Origin of the sequence: Streptomyces sp. NPDC127098, from assembly GCF_042722465.1 — a bacterium.
Classification (GTDB): domain Bacteria; phylum Actinomycetota; class Actinomycetes; order Streptomycetales; family Streptomycetaceae; genus Streptomyces; species Streptomyces millisiae.
The window spans coordinates 15854-39385 of sequence record NZ_JBHXFJ010000016.1 but is presented as its reverse complement, the minus strand read 5'-3'; the positions used below and the strand labels follow the sequence as shown (position 1 = coordinate 39385).

The following is a 23532-nucleotide window of genomic DNA, read 5'->3' as shown; positions in this document are numbered from 1 at the left end:
GCCGCCGGGCCGGCACCCGCTTCTCGATCACGGCGGGACTGAACCCGTCGATCAAGCGGGCCGTGGCGGCCAGTAGACGCAGGCGCCGCGGCGTTCTGAGCCGGCCAGAGCCGGCCCGCACCCCGGGTGAGCGGGAGCCCGCCGCCGGCCACCCGTGCGGCGGTTGAGTTCGTCGGGACGGACCGCCGCCTCGGTCACCACACGTCGCCGTCGCGCCAGTCGCAGGTGATCTCGCCGGAGAGGTCGGGGGTGACGGAGACGGGGAGGACGTAGACGCCGCCGTCCTCGTCCTCGGTGCGGGCTATGCCGAGGGGAGTGACGGCGAAGGTCGGGCCGCGCCACAGGCGCCAGCCGCGGGCGGCGTAGAAGTCGTGGGCGTCGTCGGAGGTGGAGAGCGCCCCGAGGTCGTAGCCGCCGTGGATCACGCGCTCGACCTCGGTCATCAGGCGGGTGCCGTGGCCGTTGCGGCGGTGGGAGGCGGCGACGGCGACGGCCTCGACGTAGCCGGTGCGGACGGCGCGGCCGGCGAGCAGCAGGCGGCGTTGGACGACGGAGGCGTGGCCGACGAGTTCGTCGCCGTCCCAGAGCATCGCGTGCATGCCGCCCAGCGAGTGTTCCCAGTCGTGATCGGAGAAGTCCCCGTCGAACGCCTCGTCGAGCAGGGCGCGCGCGGCGGCGAGCGCGGTGGGGTCCAGGTCGGCGGTGTGAGTGGTGCGCACCTCGGTCATACGCGTCATCCTCGCAGCAGTCGGGCGGTTTCGCGCCGCTCGCATGATTACCCGATCACGGGATGAACGTGCAGCCGCGCACAGGACGTTAAGCGGCGGATAAGGCCGTGCTGCGCGGATGTTAAGCGATCCGCACGCCCCCTCACACATCGGGTCGCCGCCCGCTGAGGTCAGCGTTGCCCGAGGGAAACGGAGGTGATGCGGCCGGGTAACAGCGCCGTCGCACTCTCGAACACGTGATGACCCAGACCATCGTCCTGATCGGCCACGGCATGGTGGGCCAGCGCTTCCTCGAGGAGCTGGCCGACCGCGGCGTGCCCGACCGTGCCCGCATCGTGGTGCTGGGCGAGGAGCCGCGTCCCGCTTATGACCGGGTCCACCTCACCTCCTGCTTCACCGGCACCACCCCGGAAGAGCTGTCCATGGTCCCCGAGGGGTTCATGGCACGTCACGGCATCGAGACCCACCTCGGCGACCCGGTCGCCGCGATCGACCGCGAGGCGCGGACCGTGACCACGGCCGCCGGGCGCGTCGTCGCATACGACACGCTCGTGCTCGCCACCGGCTCGTACCCCTTCGTCCCGCCCGTCCCCGGCCGGGACGCCACCGGCTGCTTCGTGTACCGGACCGTCGACGACGTGGCGGCCATCACCGCGCACGCCGAGGCCGGCGCCCGCACCGGCGTGGTGGTCGGCGGCGGGCTGCTCGGCCTGGAGGCGGCCGGGGCGCTGCGCGGTCTCGGCCTGGAGACCCACGTCGTGGAGTTCAACGACCGGCTCATGGCGATCCAGGTGGACGAGGGCGGCGGCCGGGCGCTGCGCAGGACCGTCGAGGAGATGGGCCTGAACGTGCACACCGGCGTGGCCGGGCAGGAGATCACCGCCGACGAGACGGGCGCGGTCACCGGCATGGTGCTGTCCGACGGCACGACCGTCGAGGCCGACCTGGTGGTGTTCTCCGCCGGCGTCCGGCCGCAGGACGCGCTGGCCAGGGCGGCCGGGCTCGCGGTCGGCGAGCGCGGCGGCGTGGTGGTCGACGAACGCTGCCGCACGGAGACCGACCCGGCGGTGTACGCCATCGGCGAGTGCGCCAGGACGGTCGACGGCATGGTGTACGGCCTGGTGGCGCCCGGCTACGAGATGGCCGCCACCGCCGCCGACGCCATCGCCAACGACGGGCGGACGGACGCCGCGTTCACCTCGGCCGACACCTCGACCAAGCTCAAGCTGCTCGGCGTCGACGTCGCCTCCTTCGGCGACGCGCACGGCCGCGCGGCGGGCTGCCTCGACGTGGTCTACTCCGACGCGCGGGCCGGCGTCTACAAGAAGCTGGTGGTCGGCGCCGACGGCGCGCTGCTCGGCGGCGTGCTGGTCGGCGACGCCGACTCCTACGGGCTGCTGCGGGCGCTGACCGGCTCGGTGCCGCCGGCGCCGCCGGAGCAGCTGGTGCTGCCGGCCGGGCTCGCGCCGCCCACCGGGCTCGGCCCGTCCGCGCTGCCCGACGACGCGACGATCTGCAACTGCAACAGCGTGACCAAGGGCGCCATCAGGGCGGCCGTCTCCGAGGGCGGCGCGACCTGCGTGGCCGACGTCAAGAAGTGCACCAAGGCCGGTACGGACTGCGGGAGTTGCCTGCGGGTGCTGGGCCAGCTGGTCAACGACGAGCTGGCGGCCAACGGCGTCGCCGTCGACATCGGCCTGTGCGGCTGCTTCTCCCACACCCGCCAGGAGCTGTACGAGATCGTCCGCACGCTGCGGATCACCGGCTTCCGGGAGCTGCTCGACCGGCACGGCCGCGAGGAGGCGCGCGGCGGCGAGGGCTGCGAGATCTGCAAGCCGACGGTGGGCTCCATCATCGCCTCGCTCGCGCCCACCATCGGCGCCAACGGCTACGTGCTGGACGGCGAACAGGCCGCGTTGCAGGACACCAACGACCACTTCCTCGCCAACATGCAGAAGAACGGGTCGTATTCGATCGTGCCGCGCGTGCCGGGCGGGGAGATCTCGCCGGAGAAGCTGATCGTGATCGGCGAGGTGGCGCGGGACTTCAACCTCTACACCAAGATCACCGGCGGCCAGCGGATCGACATGTTCGGCGCCCGCGTCGACCAACTGCCGATGATCTGGGCCAGGTTGGTGGAGGCCGGCTTCGAGTCCGGGCACGCCTACGGCAAGGCGCTGCGCACCGTGAAGTCCTGCGTGGGCTCGACCTGGTGCCGGTACGGCGTGCAGGACAGCGTGCGGATGGCCGTCGACCTGGAGCTGCGCTACCGGGGTCTGCGGTCGCCGCACAAGCTGAAGTCGGCCGTCTCCGGCTGCGCCCGCGAGTGCGCCGAGGCGATGGGCAAGGACTTCGGCGTCATCGCCACCGCCAACGGCTGGAACCTCTACGTCGGCGGCAACGGCGGCGCGACGCCGCGCCACGCCGACCTGCTGGCCCAGGACCTGTCCGACGCGGAACTGGTGCGGCTCATCGACCGGTTCCTGATGTTCTACATCCGCACCGCGGACCGCCTGGAGCGCACCTCCACCTGGCTGGAGCGGATCGAGGGCGGCCTGGACCACGTGCGGGACGTCGTCGTCCACGACTCGCTCGGAATATGCGACGAGTTGGAGGCCATGATGGCCGCGCACGTCGCCAACTACCGCGACGAGTGGGCCGAGACCATCGAGGACCCGGAGAAGCTCCGGCGCTTCGTCTCCTTCGTCAACGCGCCGGGCGCACCCGACCCGACCGTCGCCTTCGTGCCCGAACGCGAGCAGCACAAGCCCGACCTGACGCTGCTCGCCGGGCCCACCCTGCCGATCCGCACGCTCGAAGGGAGTTCGTCCAAGTGAAGGTGGAGATCCAGGTAACGGACGACGGCTGGCTGCCGGTCTGCGGGCTCGCCGAGCTCGTCCCGGGGCGCGGCGTGGCCGTGCTGCTGCCGGACGGGCAGCAGGCCGCGCTCTTCCTCGACCGGCACGGCAGGACGTACGCCATCGGCAACCGGGACCCGTTCAGCGGCGCCTACGTGCTCTCCCGCGGCCTGGTCGGCTCGCGCGGCGGCTCCGGCCGGCCGTTCGTGGCCTCGCCGCTGCTCAAGCAGCGGTTCGACCTGACGACCGGCCGGTGCATCGACGACCCCGACCCGGACCGCACGGTCCCCGTCTACGCCACGCGCGCCCGCTAGGCGCTACGCGTTGCCCGCGCCCGTGCAGACGGTGCCGTTGAGCGCCGGCACGGGCGCTCCGTAGACGGCGCCGCTGTCGGTCTGGAAGCCGAAGCCGAGCGTGCCACCGGCACCCACGGTGCCGTTCCAGGCGGCGTTGCGGGCGGTGACGGTGGTGCCGTTCTGGGTCAGCGAGGTGTTCCACGAGCTGACCACGGACTCCCCGACCGGGAGGTCGAACGTGACGGTCCAGCCGGCGAGCGCCCGGGTCGTGGTGATCCGGACGTCGACGGTGGAGCCGGCGTTCCACCGGTTCGTGACCCGGTAGTCCGCCACGCAGGCGCCCGGTTCCGGTTCGGGCGCCGGGTCTCCGCCGAGCGCCTCGACGATGGCGTGGTAGGCCGGCTTGGGCTGGTAGTTCTCGTCCCACGGCAGGGCCGCGCCCTGGCCCGGGAAGGTCGGCGGGATCCAGGAGTCGGCGTCGGTGAAGCCCCAGATCGTGACGCCGGTGCAGCGCGTCACCGCCACGCAGGCCCCCACCACCGCGCCGTAGTCGGCGGCCTGCTGCCGCGACTTGGCGGCGTCGGCGGGGAGTTGCATCCGCACGTCGAGCTCGGTCACCGCCACCTCGAGGCCGAGGTCGGCGAAGCGCTGCAGGTTGGCCCGCATCGAGGACGGCACCTGGCCGAGGATCAGGTGGGACTGGAAGCCGACGCCGTCCAGCGGCACGCCCTGGTCGAGGAGCGAGCGGACCAGCTCGTACATGCCGTCGCTCTTCGCACCGACGCCGTCGGTGTTGTAGTCGTTGATGTAGAGCCTGGCCCCGGGGTCGGCGGCGCGGGCGGCGCGCAGCGCGTCGGCGATGTAGCCGGGGCCGATCTCGCGCAGGAAGACGGTGTCGCGGAGCGTGCCGTCCTCGTTCAGCGGCTCGTTGACCACGTCCCAGCGGGCGATCCGGCCGGCGTAGCGGCCGACCTGGGTGGTGACGTGGTCGGTCATGACCTGCCGCAGCTCGCCGTCGGCGAAGTCGCCGTTCGCCACCCAGTTCGGCAGCTGGCTGTGCCAGACCAGGGTGTGGCCGTGCACCTCCTGGTCGTGTTCCTCGGCGAAGTCCACGATCCGGTCGGCGCCGGTCCAGTCGAGGCTGCCCCGGGTGGGCTCGACGGAGCCCCACTTCATCTCGTTGCCCGGGGTGACGCTGGAGAACTCGGTGGAGGCGATGGCGGTGTACTGGGGCTGGTCGAGCATCGGCCCGCTGATGCCGAGTCCGAAGAACCGGCCGCTCTCGGCGGCCAGGTCCCGCAGCGGCGGGGCGGCGGCTTCGGGGTCTTCAGCGGCGGCCGCGGCGTTCGCCGCGCCGGTCGGCGCGAGCAGCGCGGCGGCGGCCAGTGCGGCGACGGCTGCGCCGCGTACACGATGGAACATCGAGGGCGTCCCTCTCGGTCGAGCCCCCGCAGGCTGACGCCCTCTTTCTAGGCGGTTTGCCGCGCACGCGTCAATAACCCCTTCCCCGTCGTCCCGGGCCCTGCGGTCGCAGTCGGGCGGGATCGGCGCGAGAGTGGAGTACGGACCGCTTTCCGAGGATGTGCCATGAACCTCCCCAGCACCCGCCCCGTCTCCGTCGGGATCGACGGCAGCGCGGAGAGCCAGGCCGCCCTGGAGTGGGCCGCCCGCGAGGCGACCCGGCGGGGCGTTCCGCTTCGGCTGGCCCACGCCTGGATGGAGGAGTCGCTGTTCGTGCCGACGCCGCCGGACGAGAACGTGGCGAGGCGGCTGCTCGAACAGGCGGAGGCCGAGGTCTCGGCGGGGCATCCCGAGCTGACGGTGAGCACCCACCTGGTGCCCGACACGGCCGCGTCAGGGCTGGTCGAGGAGTCGTCCGAGGCCGAGCTGCTGGTCCTCGGCTCCCGGGGGCACGGCGCGGTCGTCGGCTTCCTGGTGGGCTCGGTGGGCCAGCCGGTCATCGCGCACGCCGCCTGCCCGGTGGTCTCCGTGCGGGCCGTCGAGGCCCGCAGGACCACCGAGGGCGACGAGGTCGTCGTGGGCCTGCGCGACCTCGGCCCCGACTCGGGCCGGCTCCTCGACTTCGCCTTCACCTCGGCCGGCGTGCGCGGCGCCGGAGTGCGGGCGGTGCACGTCTGGGGCGCGCCGTCGATGTTCGGCTCCGACGTGCCCGACATGCTCCAGCAGCGCGGCCACCAGCCGGTGGAGGACCAGCAGGCCGCGCTGCTCTCCGAGGCGCTCGCCCCCTGGCGGGAGCGCCATCCGGCGGTACCGGTCGTGGAGCACCTGCGCTTCGGCAACGCCTCGGAGGAGCTGCTTGCGGCGACGTCCCACCGGGCCGCGCTGCTCGTCGTCGGCCGCCGCCTGCACCGCCCCCGGCTCAGCCCGCACATCGGCGGCGTGGCGCACGCGGCGCTGCACCACGCGGCCTGCCCGGTCGCGGTCGTGCCGTACGGCTGACCGCCGAGGCCGGCACGGCCACAGGCCGGCACGGCCACAGGGGCCCGACGAGCGGCGAAGCCGCCGTCAGGGCCCTGCGAGCCGGTCAGCCGCGTGCCAGCACGACGCCGCCGGTGCGCGCTGGCACGCGGTTAGGCCCGGCCCGGCGAAACGAATCCGGGCCGTCAGGCCCACCCGCGCGAAGCGCGGCGGAAAAAACCCCGGGCGGAGCGCACCGACCAGCCCCTGCGAGTCGCCGGGCGCCGGCGACGAAACTCCGGTGACGGCTCCCCAAGAGGCTGCCTAGGATCGGGGCTCGTGTTCTCCCGCCCCTCCTTCATCGACGACGACGCGATCGCCCGCGCGGTCGCCGACCACTGGCTGCCCGGGGTCACCGGGGTCGAGCACCTGCCCTGGGGGTTCGGCGCCCACCACTGGCGGGCGCGCGGCGCCGCCGGCGAGGCCCTGTTCGTGACCTTGGACCAGCTGGCGCCCCGGCACACCGCGGAGTCGCTGGAGGCCGCCTACGCGGGGGCCGCGGCGCTGGCCGCCGCCGGCCTGGCCGTGGTGTGCGCGCCGCTGCCCACCGCCTCCGGGCGGTTCACCGTCGGTGTCGGGCCCGGCGTGCTCAGCGTGACGCCGTGGCTGGACGGCCGGTCGCCGACCCAGGCGGAGGCCCGCGAGCCCCGGCACCTCGCCGAGGTCGTCGCGGCGCTGGCCGCCCTGCACCAGACGACACCTCCGGAGGGGCTGCCGCGCTGGCGGCCCCGGGTCGGCCCGGGGTTCGCGGACGAGCTGCGGGCCCGCACCGCCGCCGCCTGGACGTCGGGGCCGCTGGCGGAGGAGGCGCGGGCGGCGATCGCCGCCCGCGGTGCCGCGATCGGGCGCTGGACGGCCCGCTACCTGGAGTTGGGGGACGTCGCCCGCTCCCGCCAGGACTCCTGGGTGCCGACCCACGGCGAGCCGCACTTCGCCAACCAGGTCGTGGTCGCCGGCGGGCTGAGGCTGGTCGACTGGGAGTCGCTGGCCCTCGCGCCGCGCGAGCGGGACTACGCGAGCCTGCTCGGCACGGCCGCCGGCGCCGAACTGGCCCCCGACCCGGCGATGGTGGAGCTGTTCGCGCTCGACTGGCGGCTCTCCGAGATCGCCGAGTACGCGCGCTGGTTCGCCGCCCCGCACACCGGCAGCGACGACGACCACGTCGCGCTCCAGGGACTCCACGAGGAGCTGTCGGACCGCCCCTAGGGTCAGGCGCCGAAGTCCAGCAGCACCTTGCAGGAGGTCGCGCGGTCGGCGGCCAGCGCGAACGCGTCCGCCGCGTCCCGCACCGGCCGCACCGCGCTGATCAGCCCTTCGAGCGCGGGGCGCGCCGCGAGCAGCCGCAGCGCCTCGTCGAGCTCGGGCGCGAAGCGGAACGCGCCGCGCAGCTCTATCTCGCGGGTGACCAGGGCGTTGCCGGCGAACGGCGTGGTGCCGGGCGGCAGCAGGCCGAGTTGGACGACGACGCCGCCGCGGGTCACCCGGTTCAGGCAGTCGGCGAGCCCCGGCGCGGTGCCGGACGCCTCGATCGCCACGTCCACCTGCTCGGGCCAGCCCGGGTCGTCCTGGTCGTCGGCGCGGACCACCGCCGTGGCGCCGGCGGTGCGGGCGAACTCCAGGGCGCGCGGCAGCAGGTCGGTGACGGTCACCGAGGCGGCGCCCGCCTCGTCGGCGGCCGCCGCGACCAGGCAGCCGATCGGGCCCGCGCCGGTGACCAGCACGTGCCGGCCCGCCACCGGCCCTGCCCGGCGCACCGCGTGCAGGGCGACGGCCAGCGGCTCGGCGAGGGCGGCGCGCCGCAGGTCGAGGCCGGGCGGCAGCGGCCGCAGCTGGTCGGCGGGGACCACGATCCGGGCGGCGAAGCCGCCCTGCACGTGCGGCATCCGGGCGGCGCTGCCCAGGTAGCGGGTGTCGCGGCAGATGTTGGCCCGTCCTGAGGCGCACTCGGGGCACCGGCCGCAGGGGGTCGCGGGGTGGACGGCGACCGGGGTGCCGACCGCCGGGCCCGTCGCGCCGGGGCCGCGGTCGACGACGGTGCCCACCACCTCGTGGCCCGGCACCAGCGGCTCGCGCAGCCGGAAGTCGCCGACCCCGCCGTGCCGGTGGTAGTGCAGGTCGGAGCCGCAGACGCCGCCGTAGCGGATCGCGACCAGGGCCTGCCCGGGTCCCGGCTCCGGCTCGGGCCGCTCCTCGACCCGCAGGTCGCCGGCCCCGTGGATCACACAGCTCAGCATCGTCCCCGCCACCTCACAACACGCTCGACATGCCGCCGTCGACGTACAGCACCTGCCCGTTGACGAAGTCGGCCGCGGGCGAGACCAGGTAGCGCAGCGCGCCCACCAGGTCCTCGACGCGGCCCCACCGGCCGGCCGGGGTGCGGCCGCGCACCCAGGCGGTGAACTCGGGGTCCTCGACCAGCGGCCTGGTCAGCTCGGTCTCGATGTAGCCGGGGCCGAGCCCGTTGACCTGGAGGCCGTGCGGCCCCCAGTCGGCGCACATGCCCTTGGTGAGCATCTTGAGGGCGCCCTTGGTGGCGGCGTACGGCGCGATGCCGGGCCGCACCACCTCGCTCTGCAGCGAGCAGATGTTGACGATCTTGCCGCGGCCGCGCCCGACCATCCGCCGGGCCGTCTCGCGGCCGACCAGGAAGGCGCTGGTGAGGTTGGTGTCGACGATCCGGTGCCAGTCGGCGTCGGTGAAGTCGAGGAGCGGCTTGCGGTGCTGCATCCCGGCGTTGTTGACCAGGATGTCGAGCGGGCCGACGCGTTCCTCGACGTCGGCGACGCCGGCGGCGACGGCCGTCCCCTCGGTCACGTCGAACGCGGCGGTGTGCACGGCCGCGCCGGTGGCCTCGGTGATCTCGGCCGCGGCCTCGGCGAGCCGCCGTTCGTCGCGCCCGTTGAGCACGACCACGCAGCCGGCGGCGGCCAGGCCGCCGGCCAGCGCGTGGCCGATGCCACGGCTGGAGCCGGTGACCAGGGCGACGCGTCCGGCGATGTCGAAGAGGGGGTCTGGTGCTTTCACGGTCGGCCGCCTAGATGATCAGCGAGAGCAGCAGGATGAAGACGAGGGAGACGACGGAGATCACGCACTCCATCACCGACCAGGTGCGCAGCGTCTGGCCGACGCTCATCCCGAAGTACTCCTTGACCAGCCAGAACCCGGCGTCGTTGACGTGGCTGAGGAAGAGCGAGCCGGCGCCGATGGCCAGCACGAGCAGCGCCACGTGCGAGGTGGACATGTCGGCGGCGAGCGGGGCGACGAGGCCGGCGGCGGAGATGGTGGCGACCGTGGCCGAGCCGGTGGCGAGGCGGATGCCGACGGCTATCAGCCAGCCGAGAAGCAGCGCCGATATGTTCCAGTCCTGGGAGATGTCCAGGATCATCTGGCCGACGCCGGAGTCGATCAGGGTCTGCTTGAAGCCGCCGCCAGCGCCGACGATCAGCAGCATGCCGGCGATCGGGCCGAGCGAGCTCTCCACGGTGGAGGCCAGCCGGTCGCGGGCGAAGCCGGCGGCGCCGCCGAGGGTGAACAGGCCGACGAGCACGGCGGCGAGCAGCGCCATCATCGGGTTGCCGACGACGTCCGCGACCCGCTGGACGGTGTTCTCCGGGTCGTCGATCACGATGTCGACGAGCGCCTTGATCAGCATCAGCACCACGGGCAGCAGCACGGTGCCGACGGTGACGGCGAAGCCGGGACGCCGGTCGAGCTGCTCAGAGGGGCGCTCGGGTATCAGGCCCTCGGGCGGGGTGACGTCGACCCAGCGGTCGGCGTAGCGGGCGAAGACCGGGCCCGCGATGATCGCCGTGGGCACGGCGATCAGCACGCCGAGGGCGAGGGTGACGCCGAGGTTGGCGTCGACGGAGTCGATGGCGGCCAGCGGTCCCGGGTGCGGCGGCACCAGGCCGTGCATCACGGAGAGGCCGGCGAGAGCGGGGATGCCGATCCGCATCAGGGAGTAGCCGCCGCGCTTGGCGACCAGCAGCACGACCGGGATCAGCAGCACGATGCCGACCTCGAAGAAGAGGGGCAGTCCGATGATGCCGGCGATGAGGACCATGGCCCACGGCATGGCGCGGTTGGACGCCTTGGCGAGGATGGTGTCGACGATCTGGTCGGCGCCGCCGGAGTCGGCGAGCAGCTTGCCGAGGATCGCGCCGAGCGCGATGAGGACGCCGACGCCCGCCACGGTGGAGCCGAGACCGGCGCTGAAGCTGCTGATCACCTTGTCCAGCGGGGCGCCGGCGACGGCGCCGAGCACCAGGGTGCCGATGGTGAGGGACAGGAAGGCGTGCAGCTTGAAGCGGGTGATCAGGAGCACGAGCACGGCTATGCCGAGCAGCACGGCGAGCGCGAGCTGCCCGTGCCCGGCGGACGTGATCGGCTCGGCGGCCGGGGTCGAAGCGGCTGCCAGCACCTCCGCGTTGAGATGCGTCATGGTTACCTCACGAACAGGGGTGGGGGGACTGGGTGGGGGGTCGGGACGGCTACGGGTGGCCGGCGCCCGGCACGGCCTCGACGGCGCGGCGGACGATGTCCTCGGGGCCGGCGGCGATGTCGATCGCGACGCCTGCCTCGTCGTCCTCCAGCGGCTGGAGGGCGGCGAACTGCGAGTCGAGCAGCGAGAGCGGCATGAAGTGGTCGGTGCGGGCGGCCATCCGGTCGCCGATCAGCTCGCGGCTGCCGGCCAGGTGCACGAAGAAGATGCCGGGGGCCGCGGCCCGCAGCCGGTCGCGGTAGGCGCGCTTGAGCGCCGAGCAGCTGACGACGCCGCCGGAGGCCGCGTGGTCGTGGGCCCAGGCCCCTATGGCGTCGAGCCAGGGTGCGCGGTCCTCGTCGTCCAGCGGGATGCCGGCCGCCTGCTTGGCGATGTTCGCCGGCGGGTGGAAGTCGTCGGCCTCGGCGTAGGTGACGCCGAGCCGGGCGGCGAGCAACGGCCCGACGGTGGTCTTGCCCGAGCCGGCCACGCCCATGACGACCACGACCGGGACGTCCTGCGAGTGTTGCACCGCACTGTCTCCTTCGACCTGGATGGTGCCGACACTCAACCCCATATGTATGACTTATTCAAGAGCCTGTGACCTAAATGTCATATGAGCGGGTGGCCCGTAAGCTGACCCCGGCGAGCCGGGACGAGGGGGAGCGGGAGAACCACGACATGGACAGAGGTCACCAGGGGCTCCACACCAAGCTGCTCGCCGTCCTCGGGCCGGCCATCACCGCCGGCGACTACCCGCCGGGCAGCGTGCTGCGCACCGGCGAGCTGGAGGAGCGCTTCGGGGTCTCCCGCACCGTCGTCCGCGAGGTGGTCCGGGTCCTGGAGTCGATGCACCTGGTGGAGTCGCGCCGCCGGGTCGGCGTGACCGTGCTGCCCGCCGAGGAGTGGAACGTCTTCGACCCGCAGGTCATCAGGTGGCGGATGGCCGGCGCCGACCGGCCGCGCCAGCTGCGCTCGCTGACCACCCTGCGCTCCGCCATCGAGCCGGTGGCCGCAGGACTCGCCGCCAGGAACGCGACCCCGGAGGAGCAGGCCGAGGTCACCCGGCACGTGCTGGAGATGGTCGCCAACTCCCGCGGCCACCAGCTGGAGGCGTACCTGGTGCACGACATCGCGTTCCACCGCACGGTGCTGCGCGCCTCGGGCAACGAGATGTTCGCCCGGCTCGGGGACGTGGTGAGCGAGGTGCTCTCCGCCCGCACCCGGCACCAGGTCATGTTCCACGACCCCGACCCGGCGGCCGTCACCCTGCACGTCCAGGTCGCCGAGGCGATCCGGGCCCGCGACGCGGAGCGCGCCGAGCGGCTGACCCGCGAGATCACCGAGGGCGCGCTGCGCGAGCTGGACGTCCTGGCGCCGTAACGACCTGATCAGCCGGCCAACGGCAACAGCCGCTCGTCGCCGGGCGCCACCTCGATCCCCAGGTCCGGGGAGAGGACCACCCGCACCCCGGACTCCTCCCACGGCGGCACGCCGATCCACAGCTGGCCCGGCTTCATCCTGATCCGCACCTCCACGCCCCGGTAGCGGACCCGGAGGCCGAACTCCGACAGCTCGGGCAGCGGCGCCGGGTCGAGCCACAGCAGCCCCTCCCTGGTCTCCAGGCCCGTCAGGCCGCGCTGCACCAGGTCCAACGTGCCCGCCATCGCGCCCAGATGGATCCCCTCGGCCGTCGTGCCGCCCTGGAGGTCGGCCACGTCGCTGGCCAGCGCCTCCCGCAGGTGCGTCCACGCCTCGCCGTGCCGGGCGCGGGCCAGCACCCAGGCGTGCACCACGCCGCTGAGCGTCGACCCGTGGCTGGTGCGCGCCAGGTAGTGGTCCACCGTCCGCCGCCACGCCTCGTCCGACAGGTCGTAGCCCAACCTGCCGAAGATCTCCCGCAGTTCCTCGGGCGAGAACAGGTAGCCGAGCATCAGCACGTCGGCCTGCTTGGACGCCCGGTAGCGGTTGACCGTGTCGCCCTCCGCCTCCAGGATCCGGTCGAGCCGCCGGATGTCGCCGTACCGCTCCCGGTAGCCGTCCCAGTCCAGCTCCGCCAGCTCCCCGTAGCCCTCGAACTGGCTCACCACGCCCTCGTGGAACGGCACGTGGAGCCGCCGCGACACCTCCTCCCAGTGCTCCAGGTCGCCGCCGCGCAGCTCGATCCGCTCGAACAGCTCCTGCCGGCGCGAGGCCGGCAGCGTGCGCGCCAGGTCGAGGCCGCGCGCCAGCACCCAGGCGGCCGTCACGTTGGTGTACGCGTTGTCGTCAAGGCCGGGGTCCGCCGCGTCCGGGTAGCCGTCGTGGTACTCGTCTGGCCCCAGCACCCGCCGGATCCGGTAGCGGCCGAGCGCCGCGTCGAACTCGGCGGTCGAGGCCCAGAACCTGGCGATCTGCAGCAGCATCTCGGCGCCCCTGGTGTGCGCGAACTCCGTGTCGCCGGTGGCCTGCGCGTACCGCCACACGTTGTAGGCGACGGCCGAGCCGGCGTGGTGCTGCAGCCGCGAGTTGTCCGGCAACCACCGCCCGGAGCGCGGGTTGAGGTGCACCTCGGGCGTCTCCTCCCGCCCGTCGCTGCCCGACTGCCACGGATAGCAGGCGCCCTCCCGGCCCAGGGCCCGCGCCGCCCGGCAGGCCGCCGGCAGCCGCCGGTAGCGGTACGTCAGCAGCGACTTCGACAACTCGGGGAAGTGCAGGTTGAGATACGGCAGCACGAACAGCTCGTCCCAGAACACGTGCCCCCGGTACGCCTCGCCGTGCAGCCCGCGCGCCGGCACGCCCACGTCCAACTCGGCGGTGTGCGCCGGCGACAACGTCTGCAACAGGTGGAACGCGTGCAGCCGCAGCACGTGCCCCGACTCCCCCGGCACCTCGAACTCCGCCTGCCGCCACAACCGTTCCCACGCCTGGAGGTGCGAGTCGAGCAGCCGGGCGAAGTCGGGCGCCGACCGCACCGCCTCCAGCGCCGACTCCATGGGGCCGCTGATCGCCGCGTCCCGCGAGGTGTAGAGCGCCACCACCTTCTCCACGCTCGCCGTGCGGCCCGGCTCGACGGGCATGGTGAGCCGCTGCGCGATCCGGAAGTCCGACTGCCGGTTGCGCACGTTCTCCGGCGCGCCGTCCGGGTCGGCCCGGGTCCTGGCCGCCACCACCACCCGCACGTCGGACGCGGTGGTGCGGCAGCGCAGCCACGTCACGCCGGGCTCGGCCGGGCCGCCCGTCCCGGTGCCCATCCGCGTCAGGTGGTGGCTGGCCAGGTCGCGGTAGCGGGAGACGCCGGTGTTGCCGACCATGCCGTCGATCGCCGACTCCACCTCGACCGTCCCCGACCAGTCCTCGGCGGTGAACGTCGTGTGCAGCGCCGCCAAGTGCGGGTCCCCCATGTGCACGATGCGGGACTGCTCCACGCCCAGGTGCCGGCCGTGCTCGTCGCGGAACCTGATCCAGCGGGTCAGGATGCCGCGCCGCAGGTCCAGGGCCTGCCGGTACAGCAGCAGCCCCTCGACGTCCTGGTCCGGGTGGAACCAGCGGCCGTCCGGGCCCTCGTCGGGGTGCATGCGGAAACGCAGCGGCAGCCAGTTCGGCAGGTTGACCATGTCCTCGTGTTCGAGGAGCCGGCCGGCCAGCACCGTCGGCAGCCGGTTGTAGAGGCCGGCGGCGTAGGTGCCCGGGTAGTGCGCCGGGCCCGCGTTGGTCTCGGGCGCCGCGCCGCGGGTGGCGAAGTAGCCGTTGCCCAGGGTGCACAGCGCCTCGCGCAGCCGCTCGGCCCGCGGATCGTAGCCCTCGTACTCCCAGGTCCAGTCGGGCACGGCCCGCTCACCTCCGGGCGCCGAGCAGCTCGCCGAGATCCCCGACCACCAGGTCGGCGCCGCGCTCCCGCAGGTCGTGCGCGCTGGTCGGGGTGTCCATCCGGTCCACGCCCACCACGAGCCCGAACCCGCCGCGCCGCCCCGCCTCCACGCCGGCCAGCGCGTCCTCCACGACGGCCGCCGACTCCACCGGCACCACGAGCCGCCGCGCCGCCTCCACGAACAGCGCCGGATCCGGCTTGCCGGGCAGCCCGAGCCTGGCCACGTCGTTGCCGTCCACCACGGTCTGCAGCAGCGACCGCACCCCGGCCCTGGACAGCAGGTCACGGGCGTGCCGCGACGACGAGATCGCGGCGCACCGCACGTTCGCCCCGTGCAGCGCCAGCAGCAGCCGCACGGTGCCGGGGTAGACGTCGACGCCCTCCTCGTCCAACACCCGCCGGAACAGCTCCTCCTTGCGGGCCGCGACGGCGTGCACCGTCCCGGTCCCCGGCGGGTCGTCGGGATCGCCCGTCGGCAGGTCGAGCCCCCGCGCGGCGAGGAACGCGGCCGCGCCGTCGAGCCGCGACTTGCCGTCCACGTGCCGCCGGTACTCGTCGACCAGGTCGAACGGCGGATCGACGCCCGGCACGGCGTCGAACGCCTCCTTCCACGCGGCGGCGTGCGCCCGGGCCGAGTCGGTGATGACGCCGTCGGTGTCGAAGACGACACCCTGACAACCCCACAACTCCGGCATCGCCACCTCCCAGGCCGTTCCCTTCCATGGGACCCCGCCCCGGCCCACCCCGCAATCCGACCACCCCCCGCGCCCTGGCGCGCGCCCGGCCACCGGGATGGGACGGGGCCCGGCCGGCCGTGGGCGGCCGGCTCGCCGCGCGGCTGCGCCGCAGGCGCGCCCTGGCGTGCACCCGCCGCGCAGCGGCACGTGGCGCGGCGCCGCCATCCGTGCACCGTTCAGGCAGGCCCGACGCTCGGCCTCGAGGCCGCTCGGCGCGCCGCCGGCACGGCGCAGGCTCCGGAGCCGCACACCCGCCGGCCGGGGTGCCGGCGCGGAGCGCCGGTCAGACATCGGCCGCAGGCGCCACCCCGGCCAAAGCCCGCGCGAAGCGCCCCCACCGGCGCAGCCGGTAAGACCCACCACCCGGCGCGCACAGCCAAGCCCGCCGCAGGCGCCCCGCAGCCGGTAAGACCCACCACCCGGCGCGCACAGCCAAGCCCGCCGCAGGCGCCCCGCAGCCGGTAAGACCCACCACCCCGCGCGCACAGCCAAGCCCGCCGCGGGCTACTCGCTGGGGACGATCCGGCGGCCGGTGACGCGGGTCGGGGTCAGGCGGTACCAGCGGCCGTGGCCGTTCCCCCCGACCGGGGACGGCCGGCCGGCGGCCAGCCGCCTCCGCTCCGCCTCGTCGGTGATCTCCTCGACCGGCCCCACCACCTGGACGCTCCAGCCGACACCCCCGGCCTCGTCGACGCTGTCCACCTCGAAGGCCAGCCGCTCCGCCCCGCCCCCGAGGCCGGCGGCGCGGAAGACGACGACGCCCTCGACCACGGCGTAGCCGACCAGGACGATGGCCGGGCCCTCCGCCGTGCCGACGACGATCCGGCCCACGCTGTGCGCGGCCAGCAGCTCGTGGCACTCGTCCGGGTCGAGCGGGACGACCGCCCCGCCGCCGATCCGGGCCGGAGGCGCCGCCGGCTCCGCGCCGCTGAGTTCGGCGACGGTCGTGTCGAGCGCCCTGGCCACCCGGGTCAGCGAGCCGATGCTGGGCGACGCCTCGTGCTCCTCCAGGTAGCGCAGGTACTGCGGGGCGACGCCGGCCCGCCCGGCGACCTCGTCGCGGCTGAGCCCGAGCCGCTCCCGCCGCCGCGCCACGCGGCGCCCCACGTCGGTGCGGTGATCGTGCGAGGTACCGGCCTTCATGTCCCCAGGATCACCGGGCCGACCGGACACCGCTCGTCGATCAGCGTTGCTACGATCACCCGTATGGCACGAGGTCTCTGGTCCCAGAAGGTGCGCTCCGCCCGCTGACGGCGGCGCACTTCCTCTCGAATTCGCGCTCGCCGTCCCGGTTCCCGCCGGGCGGCCGCCTTCCGCTGCCCGGCTCCACTGCGAGCTGCGGAGCATCCGTTGAACGTCTCCCCCACCTCCACCCCCGACGCGGTCGGCAGCGCACACGTCCACGCCGAGGGCGTCACCGTCACCCGCGGCGGCCGACGCGTCCTGAACGACGTGACGGTCACCGTCTCCCCCAGGGCCCGCATCGCCGTCGTCGGCGAGAACGGCCGCGGCAAGACGACACTCCTCCACGTGCTCGCCGGGCTCGTCACGCCCGACGCGGGCACCGTGCGCCAGGCCGGCACGATCGGCCTGGCCCGCCAGGAGCTGTCCGCCCGGGACGGCGCGACCGTCGGCGCCCTGACGGCCGAGGCGCTGGCCGCCTCGCTCGCGGCGCTCGCCGCGCTGGACGAGGCGACCCTCGCCATGGCCAGGGGCGACGACCCCACCGCCGACGACCGCTACGCGACCGCGCTCGACGCCGCCACCCGGCTCGACGCGTGGGACGCGGAACGCCGCGTCGATGTCGCCCTGGAGGCGCTCGGCGCCTGCCCCGACCGCGACCGCCCGCTGTCGACGCTGTCGGTCGGGCAGCGCTACCGGGTCCGGCTGGCCTGCCTGCTCGGCGCGCGCCACGACGTGCTGCTGCTCGACGAGCCGACCAACCACCTCGACGCCGGCGGCCTCGACTTCCTGACCCGCAGGCTGCGCGAGCACGACGGCGGCCTCGCCGTCGTCAGCCACGACCGGGCGCTGCTGCGCGACGCCGCGGACCGGTTCCTCGATCTCGACCCGACCCGCGACGGGATTCCGCGCCGGTACGCCGGTGGCTACGACGCCTGGCAGGACGCCCGGCGGCGCGAGCGCGAACGCTGGGAGCAGGACCACGAGGAACAGCAGGCCGAGCACCGGCGGTTGAAGGACGAGGTGTCGAAGGCGCGCGACCGGCTCTCCACCGGCTGGCGGCCGGACAAGGGGACCGGCAAGCACCAGCGCCAGTCCCGCGCGCCGGGCGTCGTGCAGGCCCTGAAGCGGCAGCAGGACGCCCTGGCGGCGCACCGGATCGACGTGCCGAAGCCGCCGCCGGCGCTGCGCTGGCCCGACCTCGGCGTCCGGCCAGGCGCGCCGCAGCTGCGCGCGCACGGCGTGGCGGTGGCGGGGCGGCTGGCTGGACCGGTCGACCTCGCCCTGGACGGCGGCGACCGGCTGCTCGTCACGGGACCCAACGGTGCCGGGAAGTCCACACTGCTCGCGGTGCTCGCCGGCGCGCTCCGGCCCACGAGCGGGCGGGTCGTGACGGCGAAGGGCGCACGGGTGGTTCTGCTGGGCCAGGAGACGGCCGAACCGGACCCCGGACTCACCGCCCGCGAGGCGCACGCCCGCCACGTGGGACGGCTGGTGGCCCGAGGGGTGCTCACCGACGCGGACGTCGTCCCGCTCGGGGCGCTCGGCCTGCTGGACTCCGAGGCCGCGCGCACCCCGGTCGGGCGGATGTCGCAGGGGCAACGGCGGCGTCTCGACCTGGCGTTGGCGCTTGCCGGGCGCCCCGGTCTTGTCCTGCTCGACGAGCCGACCAACCACCTGTCCTCGGCACTGGTCGACGAGTTGACCGAAGCGCTCCGCACCACGAGCGCCGCCGTCGTCGTCGCGACGCACGACCGGCAACTGCTGCGGGACCTCGCCGACTGGCCGCGGCTGGTGCTCTGAGGCCCTCGGCGCCCGCCCCCGGACCGGCGCTCAGCCCGCCGGTTCGGGGGCCCGTCCCGTCACCAGGTCCAGGGCGTGCTTCAGCACCTCGCACGCCTGGATGTGGTTGCCCGACTCCTGCAGCAGTTCGGCCAGCCGCCGGCAGACCAGCACCGCCTCGGGCCCCGGCGTGCGGTGCGTCTGGTGGAATGCCTGTTCGAGCACCTCGATGGCCTCCCGCGTCTGCCCCGAGTCCGCCAGCAGCTCGGAGAGTTCGAGCTGCACGGCGAACGTGCCGTCCCCGGCGACCGGCCCGCGCTCCCGCAGCGCGAGCCGCAGCACGGGCAACGCGTCCCCCGGCCGGCCAGCGGCCCGCAGCAGCCGCGCGAGCCGCAGCCCGGACGCGACCATCGCCGTCCGCACGTCGCTGTCCAGCACCGGCCCCGCCGGCGAACCGGCGGTGCCCAGCGCCCGGTTGCGGACCAGCGGCAGCCGGCCCACGTCGTTCTCCTGGCTGCGCTGCGGCGCCGGCCGGTTCTTGGCCTGGAGCCGGTCGTACAGCGTCCGGTACAGCACGTCGAGGCTGATCAGCTCGGGCCCCTGTGGCACGCCGAGCCGCAGCACGTCGAGGAGTTCGCCGGTGAACGCCGTGTGCGTCTCGCCCTCCGGCGCCAACGCCGCCCGGTCGCGCGGCGACGCGGTCAGCACGTACGCACCGTCCACGGACGCCTCGCTCGCCAGGCTCCCGCCGGCCATGGTGAGGATGCGGGCGGCGCGGCCACTGAAGCAGCAGTCCAGGATGATGATCCGGCGCCTGGCGCGCGAGGCGCGCACCACGGCGCGCAGGTGCTGGTACGCCACGGCCGTGTAGCCGGCGTACTCCTCGGAACCGGTGAGTGCCAGGTAGAGGTCGGTGGAGTCGGCGTCCCGCAGCCCGTGACCCGCGTAGTAGACCAGCAGCGTGTCGGTCGCCTCGTCGCCGGCCCGGCGCACGGGGCCGATCAGCGACGGCGCGTCCGCCGGGTCCGGCACGACGACGCAGTGCCGCTCGGGCAGCCCCCACAGGGTGGCGTCGCACAGCGTCTCCGACAGGTCGCGCAGGTTCGCCGCGACCGCCGGCAGCTGCTCCAGGTACTGGTAGGACGCACCGCCGATGAGCACCGCCCGGGACGCGTCGGGATCAGGCAGACCGCCGCTCATCCCCGTCCTCACCGTCGAGCAGGGCGACGATCCGCCGCACCAGCTCCCCGTCCGCGGCGACCGCCGCCACCGGGATCCGTACCTCGACGTCGCCGCGTCGCAACGTCAACTCCCGCGCCGCGCGCTGCGCCTGCCGCCACTGGAGGATCGACACGGCCAACGCCCCGGTGGACAGACCGGACCCGATCACCAGCTGCAGCACGTCGAAGCCGAACCCCATCGCCCCGGCCGCCGCGGGTCCCGACGCCGCCAACCGGGCCCGCACCGCCCCGTCCAGCGTCTCGTCCGTCCGCAACCAGTCCTGGAGCGAGCGCAGTCGGTCCTCCGCCTCACCGCCCTCAACGAGGACCTCAACCTCGGACATCCGTCCCCTCCCCTTCGTCCCGCCCCAGTCCCGCGCGCTCGCTCACCCGGGAGAACAGCGCCAACGCCTCACCGCTCGCGCCCAGTCTGGCCAGACAGACAGCCTGCCAGTACTGGCTCGCCAGCGTGGTCGGATGGTCGGGCCCGAGCCGCCCCAGGCAGAACTGGCTCAGCGTCGTCAACAGCCGTGCCGCCTCGCGTAGTTCACCGCGCAACACCAGGTTGACCGCCTCGCGCTGCCGGGACACCGCGTTCCCCGGCGTCATGTTGGACATCACCAGCTGGAGGGTGGCCATGCTCAGCGACAGGGACGGCTCTGGAGCGGTCCGCGCGACCGGCACGACGGCGGGCTCCGCCGCCGGCGCCTCCCCGCCATGTGCCCAGGGCGGCACGGACAGGTCCAGGTACTCGGGCGCGTCCGTGCTCATCGCCTCGTCGTCCGGCAGGCTTCTGACGTAGCCCACCGCCTCCGCGCGCAGGCAGCGGCGCACGAGCTCGGTCAGCGCCGGGGGCGAGCCGGCGGGCACGGGGCCGACCCGCTCCAGCACCTCGACCGCCGACTGCGGCCGGTCGGCCGGCTCCAGCCGACACAACTCGTCCACCAGCTCTACCAGTTCCGGATCGCCGACGACACGCCCCCGCAGCGGCCGTGCCCCCTCGGTCACCGCGCGCTCGATGATGGGGCCGATGTCGTCCGACTCCCCCAACGGGGCCTCACCGGTGAGCGTCAGGTGAAGGCAGAGCCCCAGGCTGTAGAGGTCGGTGGCCGGAGTCGGCGGCAACCCCCGCACCGACTCCGGCGCCATGAACGCGGGAGTCCCGAGACGCACGTCGGTCTGGGTGACGGCCGACTGGTCGATCAGCCGGGCGATCCCGAAGTCCTGCAACACCACCTGCCCGGCGGTGGTCACCGCCACGTTGGACGGCTTCACGTCCCGGTGCAGCACCCCGCCCTGGTGCGCCGCCGCGAGGGCGGCACACATCCCGGCCCCGATCAGCCGCACGACGGGCGCCGGCAACGCGCCGTGCATGCGTACCAGTTGGTAGAGCGAGACGCCGTCGAGGAACTCCGTGACCAGGTACGGCTCGCGCTCGTGCATCCCCGTGTCGTAGACACTCACCACGTTGGGGTGCCGAATGCGGGCCAACGCCATGCCCTCGCGCCGAAAGCGCTCCATGTCGGCCTCGGGGTGCCGGGCGTGGTCGGAGCGGAAGATCTTGACCGCCACCTTCCGATCCAGCACCGTGTCATGCGCCTCGTGCACGACCCCCATGCCGCCGGCGCCCACCCGCCTCAGCAACCGGTACCTGCCCCCGAGGACGACGCCTGCGTCCCACATCCGCGCCACCTCCCCCGTCCCTCGTCACCGCCGACCGCCACCCTGCCACCGAGTGGCGACTCCCTCACCGCAGGCCGCCGTTGTTGGCCGAAACCGGTAGGTGCCCGGACCGGCCGCCCGTCACGCTGAGATTGGCAACGGCAACGCCATGTGATGAGAGGTGGCTCGTGTTACTGCTCCCCAGACAACACCAGGTGACGGCGGCAAGGCCCGACGTCACGACCCCCGTCCCCGCGCCCCCCGCCCGCCCGTCGGCGGCGTCGAGGAGGTGCGCTCGATGAGTTCCCAGAACTCCCAGTCGCAGAACACCACCCAACAACCACAGTCCGGCCCGGACCGCCGCCCGGAACTGGAGCAACGCCTGCGTGAGGCCAACGCCCAGAGCGAGGCCGACCGCCGAGCCAAGGGCGGCAGGACGTCGTAGGGGCGCCAAGCACACCAAGTGCGCCCCCGTCCAGAACGCGCAACCGGAACTCGCCGAAACTTGCACGGGGCATAGAACGAACGTCACGTCGAGGACCAACCCCCCACTCCCCCCATCCCCCCAGGTCCACGCGCCATCGGCGGCGCGCACCCGAACGACGCGGACCAGCGCCGCATTCCCCTGGCATAGTCCGCCGGCCTCAGCGCCGCCGCCGATGGCCCCGCGCTCTCAGCGCTTGACCTGCCGGACGAACGCCCCCCACGACGCGCCGGAGAACCTCACCACGGCACGCCGCGGAGCCTTGCTGTCCCGCACTGCCAACGCGCCCGGGACGCCGTCCCGGACTTCCAGGCAGTTCCCGTTGCCTCCACCGCTGTAGCTGGACTTACGCCAGGCGACAGCGATCTCCAGGCAGTTGCCGTTGGTGCCTCCGCTATAGCTGGACTTGCGCCACACGACACCGCGCAGCTCATCCTTGACCCTCATCACTCTCATATTCCTTCGCCAATGACTCGATCAGTTCGAGGGACTGCTCGGGAGGCAGCGCCGCCGCGCGCGCCAAGTCGAACGCCCTCTGGCAGCGTGCCACCAGCGCGGGATCATCCAGCAACTGCCCCCAGTAGGGCCCCTCCACGTACGTGACATCTGGAGCGTCCTCGAAGGACATCAGGGTCATGCTGCCCTCCAGCATGCCCTGCGCCCCGGACGAGTACGGCAGCACCTGGACGAGAACCCTGCCCTTGCGCGCTGCTGCCGCCACATGCCGAAGTTGCTCGGCCATGACGGCACGATCACCGATCGGTCGACGCAGCACCGTCTCCCCCAGGACAGTCCACAACACGGGCGCTGTTGGCCCCTGGAGGATGCGACCTCGCTCCAATCGGTTTCGCACCTTCTCCTCAGTTTCCTCCGCCGGATCGAACGGCTCAACCGCCTTAAAGACAGCGCGCGCGTAGCGCTCGGTCTGCAGGAGGCCCGGGACGAACAGCGGTGCGTACTCATTGATGACCGTGGCCATGGCCTGAAGCTCGGCCGCGTACTGGAAGTGCTTGGCGAACGGCGCCTTGTTGATCAACTCCTCGCACATCCGCTCAAACAGGCCCCCTGTCTGAAAGATCTCGTCGAACCGCCGCGCGTGCTCCAACTGCGGCTTGCGGAAGGCCGCCTCGAACTGGCCGATGTACGAGCCGGAGCAGAACACCTTCCTCCCCAGATCGTCCTGCGTCAGCTCCGCGTCCTCGCGACGCCGCTTCAACTCCGCGCCGAAGAACTCCCATCCGACGCGCGTGGGCCCGAAGTGGATCGGCTTCCGAGGTGTGGCCATAGCATGACTCCTCTACCTTTCACCGCCGATGTGGGCGGAAATCCATGGCCACGCTAACCCGCAAACCGTCACGCTGGGGATGCATTCGCGAACTCCACGTGATGAAAGGTGAGCCATGAGCACCATGAGCCGTTCCCAGCGGATCGCCGACGCCGAGTCGGCGGTGTCCGAGGTGCGCGAGGCCTTCGAGGCCGCCGGCATCGTGCTGCCGTCCCTCCGCGTCGACCTGCCGTCCTGCGCCGACGAGAGCACCCGCCCACGGATCGACCTCGGTCGCTGCAACGTCGACCTGGCCCGCAAGCTGGCGTCCGTGCTGCGCGGGTGTGCCCGGTGACCGACGAGCCACCGCCGGAGCCATCCAATCCGGACCGCCGCCCGGAGCTCGAAGCCCGCCTCCGCGAGGTCAACGCCCTCAGCGAGGCCGACCGCCGAGCCAAGGGCAACTGTCACACACCTGTGAAGCTCCCGCCGTTGAACCCATCGTGACCTG

The 23532-nt window shown here is 73.7% G+C and carries 22 protein-coding genes; 8 read left to right on the top strand and 14 right to left on the bottom strand.

What is annotated here, in order from left to right; genetic code table 11:
* Positions 1-194 precede the first annotated feature (194 nt).
* Complete coding sequence (locus ACFWI8_RS13045; RefSeq protein ID WP_387089611.1) at positions 195-737, bottom strand: GNAT family N-acetyltransferase; 543 nt, start codon at positions 735-737, stop codon at positions 195-197.
* A gap of 230 nt (positions 738-967) precedes the next feature.
* On the opposite strand from ACFWI8_RS13045, the gene nirB reads away from it, so the two are divergent.
* Both nirB and ACFWI8_RS13035 read left to right on the top strand, forming a co-directional pair.
* Entirely contained in the window at positions 968-3565 is a 2598-nt protein-coding gene (nirB, locus tag ACFWI8_RS13040) for a nitrite reductase large subunit NirB (protein WP_387089608.1), read from the top strand.
* On the top strand, positions 3562-3900 hold the full coding sequence (locus ACFWI8_RS13035) for a nitrite reductase (NAD(P)H) small subunit (RefSeq protein ID WP_387089605.1): 339 nt from the start codon (positions 3562-3564) through the stop codon (positions 3898-3900). The genes nirB and ACFWI8_RS13035 overlap by 4 nt, the downstream gene beginning before the upstream one ends.
* Before the next feature lie 3 nt (positions 3901-3903).
* Here the strand turns inward: ACFWI8_RS13035 and ACFWI8_RS13030 are convergent, their stop codons facing one another.
* Positions 3904-5304 (bottom strand): endo-1,4-beta-xylanase, encoded by a 1401-nt coding sequence (locus ACFWI8_RS13030; RefSeq protein ID WP_387089602.1) that lies wholly within the window; start codon positions 5302-5304, stop codon positions 3904-3906.
* 165 nt (positions 5305-5469) lie between these two features.
* Between ACFWI8_RS13030 and ACFWI8_RS13025 the strand changes: the two genes are divergently transcribed.
* Positions 5470-6342, top strand: a complete 873-nt coding sequence (locus ACFWI8_RS13025) for a universal stress protein (RefSeq protein WP_387089599.1) — start codon at positions 5470-5472, stop codon at positions 6340-6342.
* 297 nt (positions 6343-6639) lie between these two features.
* Entirely contained in the window at positions 6640-7566 is a 927-nt protein-coding gene (locus ACFWI8_RS13020) for a phosphotransferase family protein (protein ID WP_387089596.1), read from the top strand.
* A gap of 2 nt (positions 7567-7568) precedes the next feature.
* Here the strand turns inward: ACFWI8_RS13020 and ACFWI8_RS13015 are convergent, their stop codons facing one another.
* From ACFWI8_RS13015 to ACFWI8_RS13000, 4 genes are read right to left on the bottom strand one after another with little or no spacing between them, the layout of a single operon-like run.
* Positions 7569-8594 (bottom strand): L-idonate 5-dehydrogenase, encoded by a 1026-nt coding sequence (locus ACFWI8_RS13015; RefSeq protein ID WP_387089593.1) that lies wholly within the window; start codon positions 8592-8594, stop codon positions 7569-7571.
* Between the two features lie 13 nt (positions 8595-8607).
* On the bottom strand, positions 8608-9384 hold the full coding sequence (locus tag ACFWI8_RS13010) for an SDR family oxidoreductase (RefSeq protein ID WP_387089590.1): 777 nt from the start codon (positions 9382-9384) through the stop codon (positions 8608-8610).
* Between the two features lie 10 nt (positions 9385-9394).
* The gene (locus tag ACFWI8_RS13005) at positions 9395-10801 is read right to left on the bottom strand and encodes a gluconate:H+ symporter (RefSeq protein WP_311599432.1); all 1407 of its coding nucleotides are present in this window, start codon (positions 10799-10801) and stop codon (positions 9395-9397) included.
* Positions 10802-10850: 49 nt separating this feature from the next.
* The gene (locus ACFWI8_RS13000; protein WP_387089825.1) at positions 10851-11336 is read right to left on the bottom strand and encodes a gluconokinase; all 486 of its coding nucleotides are present in this window, start codon (positions 11334-11336) and stop codon (positions 10851-10853) included.
* A 185-nt stretch (positions 11337-11521) separates the two neighbouring features.
* On the opposite strand from ACFWI8_RS13000, the gene ACFWI8_RS12995 reads away from it, so the two are divergent.
* On the top strand, positions 11522-12223 hold the full coding sequence (locus tag ACFWI8_RS12995; RefSeq protein ID WP_311599434.1) for an FCD domain-containing protein: 702 nt from the start codon (positions 11522-11524) through the stop codon (positions 12221-12223).
* Positions 12224-12231: 8 nt separating this feature from the next.
* Here the strand turns inward: ACFWI8_RS12995 and ACFWI8_RS12990 are convergent, their stop codons facing one another.
* The 3 genes from ACFWI8_RS12990 to ACFWI8_RS12980 form a co-directional block, all read right to left on the bottom strand.
* Positions 12232-14649 (bottom strand): glycoside hydrolase family 65 protein, encoded by a 2418-nt coding sequence (locus tag ACFWI8_RS12990; RefSeq protein WP_387089587.1) that lies wholly within the window; start codon positions 14647-14649, stop codon positions 12232-12234.
* 7 nt (positions 14650-14656) lie between these two features.
* The gene (locus tag ACFWI8_RS12985) at positions 14657-15385 is read right to left on the bottom strand and encodes an HAD family hydrolase (protein ID WP_387089584.1); all 729 of its coding nucleotides are present in this window, start codon (positions 15383-15385) and stop codon (positions 14657-14659) included.
* Between the two features lie 546 nt (positions 15386-15931).
* On the bottom strand, positions 15932-16570 hold the full coding sequence (locus ACFWI8_RS12980) for a helix-turn-helix domain-containing protein (RefSeq protein ID WP_387089581.1): 639 nt from the start codon (positions 16568-16570) through the stop codon (positions 15932-15934).
* A 207-nt stretch (positions 16571-16777) separates the two neighbouring features.
* Here ACFWI8_RS12980 and ACFWI8_RS12975 point away from each other — a divergent pair, with 207 nt between their 5' ends.
* Positions 16778-18412 carry an ABC-F family ATP-binding cassette domain-containing protein gene (locus ACFWI8_RS12975; protein WP_387089578.1) on the top strand — a complete coding sequence of 545 codons (1635 nt, stop codon included), beginning with the start codon at positions 16778-16780 and terminating at the stop codon, positions 18410-18412.
* 30 nt (positions 18413-18442) lie between these two features.
* Here ACFWI8_RS12975 and ACFWI8_RS12970 read toward each other — a convergent pair whose 3' ends face one another.
* From ACFWI8_RS12970 to ACFWI8_RS12960, 3 genes are read right to left on the bottom strand one after another with little or no spacing between them, the layout of a single operon-like run.
* The gene (locus tag ACFWI8_RS12970; protein ID WP_387089576.1) at positions 18443-19591 is read right to left on the bottom strand and encodes a caspase family protein; all 1149 of its coding nucleotides are present in this window, start codon (positions 19589-19591) and stop codon (positions 18443-18445) included.
* The gene (locus tag ACFWI8_RS12965; protein ID WP_387089573.1) at positions 19572-19955 is read right to left on the bottom strand and encodes a hypothetical protein; all 384 of its coding nucleotides are present in this window, start codon (positions 19953-19955) and stop codon (positions 19572-19574) included. Before ACFWI8_RS12965 ends, ACFWI8_RS12970 begins: the two co-directional genes overlap by 20 nt.
* On the bottom strand, positions 19942-21294 hold the full coding sequence (locus tag ACFWI8_RS12960) for a protein kinase (protein ID WP_387089571.1): 1353 nt from the start codon (positions 21292-21294) through the stop codon (positions 19942-19944). Before ACFWI8_RS12960 ends, ACFWI8_RS12965 begins: the two co-directional genes overlap by 14 nt.
* Positions 21295-21571: 277 nt before the next feature.
* Between ACFWI8_RS12960 and ACFWI8_RS12955 the strand changes: the two genes are divergently transcribed.
* Positions 21572-21718, top strand: coding sequence for a hypothetical protein (locus ACFWI8_RS12955; RefSeq protein ID WP_311599446.1), 147 nt, complete (start codon positions 21572-21574; stop codon positions 21716-21718).
* Between the two features lie 228 nt (positions 21719-21946).
* Here the strand turns inward: ACFWI8_RS12955 and ACFWI8_RS12950 are convergent, their stop codons facing one another.
* Both ACFWI8_RS12950 and ACFWI8_RS12945 read right to left on the bottom strand, forming a co-directional pair.
* Positions 21947-22204: a DUF397 domain-containing protein gene (locus ACFWI8_RS12950; RefSeq protein ID WP_387089567.1), complete on the bottom strand. Its 258-nt coding sequence runs from the start codon at positions 22202-22204 to the stop codon at positions 21947-21949.
* Entirely contained in the window at positions 22188-23042 is an 855-nt protein-coding gene (locus tag ACFWI8_RS12945; protein WP_387089565.1) for a helix-turn-helix transcriptional regulator, read from the bottom strand. Before ACFWI8_RS12945 ends, ACFWI8_RS12950 begins: the two co-directional genes overlap by 17 nt.
* 115 nt (positions 23043-23157) lie before the next feature.
* Between ACFWI8_RS12945 and ACFWI8_RS12940 the strand changes: the two genes are divergently transcribed.
* Positions 23158-23376, top strand: coding sequence for a hypothetical protein (locus tag ACFWI8_RS12940; protein ID WP_387089562.1), 219 nt, complete (start codon positions 23158-23160; stop codon positions 23374-23376).
* The last annotated feature ends 156 nt before the right edge of the window (positions 23377-23532 follow it).